Source organism: Nocardia sp. NPDC060220 (genome assembly GCF_042727815.1).
In the GTDB taxonomy this organism is placed as follows: Bacteria; Actinomycetota; Actinomycetes; order Mycobacteriales; family Mycobacteriaceae; genus Nocardia.
Genome location: NZ_JBHWZY010000751.1, coordinates 1 through 3,441 on the forward strand (window position 1 = coordinate 1; position 3,441 = coordinate 3,441).

The 3,441-nt window shown below is 64.4% G+C and carries 5 protein-coding genes; 3 read left to right on the forward strand and 2 right to left on the reverse strand.

The genetic code is table 11. The features are described from left to right. Positions 1 to 137 precede the first annotated feature (137 nt). Positions 138 to 1,253 carry a protein kinase family protein gene (locus ACFWF3_RS28965; protein ID WP_379316718.1) on the forward strand — a complete coding sequence of 372 codons (1,116 nt, stop codon included), beginning with the start codon at positions 138 to 140 and terminating at the stop codon, positions 1,251 to 1,253. A gap of 146 nt (positions 1,254 to 1,399) precedes the next feature. After that, positions 1,400 to 1,717, forward strand: coding sequence for a hypothetical protein (locus tag ACFWF3_RS28970; protein WP_379316720.1), 318 nt, complete (start codon positions 1,400 to 1,402; stop codon positions 1,715 to 1,717). 138 nt (positions 1,718 to 1,855) lie between these two features. Here the strand turns inward: ACFWF3_RS28970 and ACFWF3_RS28975 are convergent, their stop codons facing one another. Further along, entirely contained in the window at positions 1,856 to 2,338 is a 483-nt protein-coding gene (locus tag ACFWF3_RS28975) for a hypothetical protein (RefSeq protein ID WP_379316722.1), read from the reverse strand. Between the two features lie 288 nt (positions 2,339 to 2,626). Between ACFWF3_RS28975 and ACFWF3_RS28980 the strand changes: the two genes are divergently transcribed. Next, positions 2,627 to 3,031 carry a hypothetical protein gene (locus ACFWF3_RS28980; RefSeq protein WP_379316724.1) on the forward strand — a complete coding sequence of 135 codons (405 nt, stop codon included), beginning with the start codon at positions 2,627 to 2,629 and terminating at the stop codon, positions 3,029 to 3,031. 34 nt (positions 3,032 to 3,065) lie between these two features. Here ACFWF3_RS28980 and ACFWF3_RS28985 read toward each other — a convergent pair. After that, positions 3,066 to 3,441 (reverse strand): hypothetical protein (locus ACFWF3_RS28985; RefSeq protein WP_379316726.1); only part of this gene is annotated, 376 nt, incomplete at its 5' end.

Here is a 3,441-nt window from a genome sequence, read left to right on the forward strand (position 1 = left end):
ACCCTGCTCAGAGTTCGACAGGTTGAGACCGCGATAGGCTGACTGTTGATTGCCGCGGAATCGCAAGTGCGGCTGGGGGAGGGGCGGACGTGGTGATACGTGGCCGAGAGTCCCGCGATGCTGCGGCGCCCCTTGACATGTCGCGCACGGAGCGCCTGCGCGTCCACGGCGCCGTCTCTACTGCGCTGGCACTGCACAGCGATCATGCGTTGGGCGAGCTCGTGGATGCGGCCGTGCCGATCGGTTCCGGTATCGGCGGGAAGTCAGCGCTGCTGGAGATCGCCGGAGCTCCGGTTTTCGTGAAGCGAGTGCCCCTCACCGATCTGGAACGGCAGCCGGAGAACGTCCGGTCGACGGCGAACCTGTTCGATGTGCCGCAGTTCTACCACTACGGTGTCGGCCTCATCGGTGGGGCGGGCTTCGGAGCTTGGCGCGAGCTCGCCGTGCACACCATGACGACGAACTGGGTGCTCGCTGCCGAACGCGAGGGGTTCCCGCTGATGTACCACTGGCGGGTGCTGCCGGACACGACGCCGCTGTCGGACGAGCTCGCCGACATCGATCGCGCCGTCGCCTACTGGGATGACCGACCCCGGATACGCCATCGGATCGAGGCCGTTCGGGACTCTTCGGCGAGTATCGCGCTGTTCCTGGAGTACATTCCGCAGACCCTGCACGAGTGGCTGAATGCCCAGATCGAGGCGGGCGATGAGGCCACTGACCGGGCCTGCGCCATGGTGGACCGCGAGTTGGCCGCCGCCACCGCCTTCATGAACGGCCGTGGGCTCCTGCACCTCGACGCGCACTTCCAGAACATCCTGACCGACGGTCGACGCCTCTACTTCGCAGATTACGGCCTCGCGCTCTCCTCCGGGTTCGACCTCTCACCGCAGGAAGCCGCGTTCTTCGACCGGAACCAGAGCTATGACCGCGGCTTCACCGCAACCTATTTGGTGAACTGGCTGCTCACCGCTCTGTACGGGCTCCGGCGGGACGACCGGGCCGAACGCATCGAGATGGTGCGCGCCATCGCGGCGGGTGCGCCGCCGGAGGGGATATCCGAGGGGGCCGCCGCGGTTCTCACCCGGCAGGCGCCGGTCGCTGCGGCGATGTCCGCGTTCATGCTCGCGTTCCAGCAGACGAGCCGGAGCACCCCGTACCCGGACGATGAGATCCGCCGCCTGCTGGACGAGCAGACTTCTGTGTTCGTTCAGCCGCTCCTGTCGTCAGATCAGTTCGGGCGGAAGTGCTAACGCCGGGACAAGCGTTGCGAGGTCGACAATCGACGATCTGTCTCCAGATCGAACGGTCGCGACGGGTCCACGGGCCGGCAGGGCAACCGCGGGCACCGAATTGCGTCCTGAGTGGAGTGAACGATCTCATCGGTACGCTCGTAAGCATGGGTGGGGACTTGCTACTGCTGATCGTCACCATCGGTCCGGTGGCGCTGTTGGGGTGGGCGGCTGTTCGGGCGAAGCACCGCGGTCTGGGAGGGGCGTTCGTCGGGCCATTTCAGGAGATGTTCGATCCCGGTGCGGCGCGAGCGCAGATCGTCATCGAGGAGATCGCGGAACTGCCGGATCCTGCGGATTCCGGCGACCCGGACAACGACGATGATTCGCCGAACACGGTGGTGTACAAGGGCATTCGGCTCTCCATCGACCCTGATAGGGCTCGGCGGCGCGGAGGTGGTGGGACCGCCAGGCAAGCAGGATGAGCACCCGCCTGGCAAACCCGAACAGCCGTCCGACCATCACGCTCTCCGAATTCACCGTCTGATGGTTGCGAGGATTGACGAAGTGCACTCTCCTGGTCGACGTTTCGAGAGTTGTTCCTGCGATGACTCATTCCGAGGTCATCGAGACGTTGGAACAGGGGCGGCGATTGCGGCGTCGAGGCTCTGGACAGCTTTGTCGTACTGATTGCGGTCGAACAGAAATGGGCCGAATGCGGCGCAGTCACGAGTGGTGCGATACGGCTGTTCGAAGTGGTCCCACACGACAAGGTCGCCGGTCGAGATTATGCGCGTCAGCAGCGGCCAGCAGCCGAAATCCCCGCAACTGCAAGCAAGTACAGGAGTCTTCTGTCCCATGGTGAGGGGAGAGGAACCGTGAAAATGCTCCTCCGCTGACTCGAACCGGACGAACAGGGGGACGAGGCCACCGTAACGGCCGCCCACAGGCTCCAGGTCGGCGCTGATTTCGAAGGTGTCGATGAGATCGGTCAGAGGGATGGTATCGATGCGGGGCATGATCTGGGGGACGTCGGTGGGGCCGGGTGGTCCTGGCCGATAGTCGAACCCGATCTCGCTGATAGCTGTCAATCGGTTGCGCTGCAAGCGCTTCCGATCTCGGGTGATCGACCCAGCACCCGCACGGCGGCGCGCGTCGGGGGCCTGGGCCCTGCGGGGGATCACCGACTGAGGCGCACGACGCCCTTCCCAGTTGAAAGAATCACGGCGTCAATGTATCCAGCGCTCGCCCATCCCGCAAAGGTGGAGGCCCTCTGCGACGCCGCCCAGCCGGACGCTCATCGGTAGGTGAGTGCGTTAATCGGCTGGGACCGCGGACGTCGGGGTCGCGCGGGTCGCGGCATGAGCGTGCTTCTGGCCGCTAGCATCACGAGCGTGGGCGACCAGGACCGGCCGAGCGAGCGCGTTGTCGAGCAGCGACTGCGAAACCGCGCGATAGAGGCACTGGAGACACTCGTCGAGGGGGACGAGGGTGTTCGTAGATGGGGGTACGGGGATTACGTCAACGAGTTCTTCGACACGATCGACGACGACGGAGCCTGGCGATGGCGCGAATGGTCGACGTTCACACCGGCAGAGGTGACCGCGCTCGACAAGGTGCAGCGAGCACTCCTCGAGGCCTGTGCTGCGACACCTCGGATTTCGTCCGATGAGGAGTTCGTCGCTTCGGGGTGGCCTAGGCGTATCAAGCCGGTCGCGGCTGTGGCGCTCGAACTGATGCAGTCGAGAGGTCGTTTTCGAGAGGATCGCGAGGAAGATGTGCCTTCGCGTACGAGCTGAAACTCACACCACCGATCGCACGAGAATCTGCAGATCAGTATGTCAGTGCGTTCAGAACCGCATGGCCGCGCTGGTCAAGTGGGCAGGCCGGCTCGAGGATGGGCACGTCTTCGAGTAACTGCATGTCGTCGACGTAAACCAGTTCCAGCAGAGCATCATTCACGCTGCGCCGGAGCCCGGTCAGTTCCGGTGTGGGTAGTACACGTTCGGTCTCGGCAGTGATGGGAACAATCACCAGCAGATCGAGGGAGGTCAGTGCGGTGCGTATGGCGGTTTCGTCGATCCCGGCTTCCGCATCGACGCCGATGGCTGCCAGATATGCGAGGAAGTCGAGCGGTGTCCTGTCGTATACCGCAGCGGGTGCGGGATCGCCGAGTAGGCGCATCGCGTAGCGCAACTGTGCCCAATAG